General features: G+C 52.7%; 1 rRNA gene. It reads left to right on the forward strand.

The window, feature by feature from the left end:
* The first annotated feature begins 146 nt into the window (after positions 1–146).
* Positions 147–1,688 (forward strand): 16S ribosomal RNA (locus tag A7Z29_RS23020).
* Positions 1,689–1,732 lie beyond the last annotated feature (44 nt).

Consider the following 1,732-nt stretch of genomic DNA (forward strand, 5'->3'; position numbering starts at 1 on the left):
ACTGCTCTTTAACAATTTATCAGACAATCTGTGTGGGCACTCGAAGATACGGATTCTTAACGTCGCAAGACGATAAATGAATACCAAGTCTCAAGAGTGAACACGTAATTCATTACGAAGTTTAATTCTTTGAGCATCAAACTTTTAAATTGAAGAGTTTGATCATGGCTCAGATTGAACGCTGGCGGCAGGCCTAACACATGCAAGTCGAACGGTAACAGGAAACAGCTTGCTGTTTCGCTGACGAGTGGCGGACGGGTGAGTAATGTCTGGGAAACTGCCCGATGGAGGGGGATAACTACTGGAAACGGTAGCTAATACCGCATAACGTCGCAAGACCAAAGAGGGGGACCTTCGGGCCTCTTGCCATCGGATGTGCCCAGATGGGATTAGCTAGTAGGTGGGGTAACGGCTCACCTAGGCGACGATCCCTAGCTGGTCTGAGAGGATGACCAGCCACACTGGAACTGAGACACGGTCCAGACTCCTACGGGAGGCAGCAGTGGGGAATATTGCACAATGGGCGCAAGCCTGATGCAGCCATGCCGCGTGTATGAAGAAGGCCTTCGGGTTGTAAAGTACTTTCAGCGGGGAGGAAGGGAGTAAAGTTAATACCTTTGCTCATTGACGTTACCCGCAGAAGAAGCACCGGCTAACTCCGTGCCAGCAGCCGCGGTAATACGGAGGGTGCAAGCGTTAATCGGAATTACTGGGCGTAAAGCGCACGCAGGCGGTCTGTTAAGTCAGATGTGAAATCCCCGGGCTCAACCTGGGAACTGCATCTGATACTGGCAGGCTTGAGTCTCGTAGAGGGGGGTAGAATTCCAGGTGTAGCGGTGAAATGCGTAGAGATCTGGAGGAATACCGGTGGCGAAGGCGGCCCCCTGGACGAAGACTGACGCTCAGGTGCGAAAGCGTGGGGAGCAAACAGGATTAGATACCCTGGTAGTCCACGCCGTAAACGATGTCGACTTGGAGGTTGTGCCCTTGAGGCGTGGCTTCCGGAGCTAACGCGTTAAGTCGACCGCCTGGGGAGTACGGCCGCAAGGTTAAAACTCAAATGAATTGACGGGGGCCCGCACAAGCGGTGGAGCATGTGGTTTAATTCGATGCAACGCGAAGAACCTTACCTGGTCTTGACATCCACAGAACTTTCCAGAGATGGATTGGTGCCTTCGGGAACTGTGAGACAGGTGCTGCATGGCTGTCGTCAGCTCGTGTTGTGAAATGTTGGGTTAAGTCCCGCAACGAGCGCAACCCTTATCCTTTGTTGCCAGCGGTTTGGCCGGGAACTCAAAGGAGACTGCCAGTGATAAACTGGAGGAAGGTGGGGATGACGTCAAGTCATCATGGCCCTTACGACCAGGGCTACACACGTGCTACAATGGCGCATACAAAGAGAAGCGACCTCGCGAGAGCAAGCGGACCTCATAAAGTGCGTCGTAGTCCGGATTGGAGTCTGCAACTCGACTCCATGAAGTCGGAATCGCTAGTAATCGTGGATCAGAATGCCACGGTGAATACGTTCCCGGGCCTTGTACACACCGCCCGTCACACCATGGGAGTGGGTTGCAAAAGAAGTAGGTAGCTTAACCTTCGGGAGGGCGCTTACCACTTTGTGATTCATGACTGGGGTGAAGTCGTAACAAGGTAACCGTAGGGGAACCTGCGGTTGGATCACCTCCTTACCTTAAAGAAGCGTTCTTTGAAGTGCTCACACAGATTGTCTGAT

The sequence above is a fragment of the Escherichia sp. MOD1-EC6842 genome, assembly GCF_002965705.1.
In the GTDB taxonomy this organism is placed as follows: Bacteria; Pseudomonadota; Gammaproteobacteria; order Enterobacterales; family Enterobacteriaceae; genus Escherichia; species Escherichia ruysiae.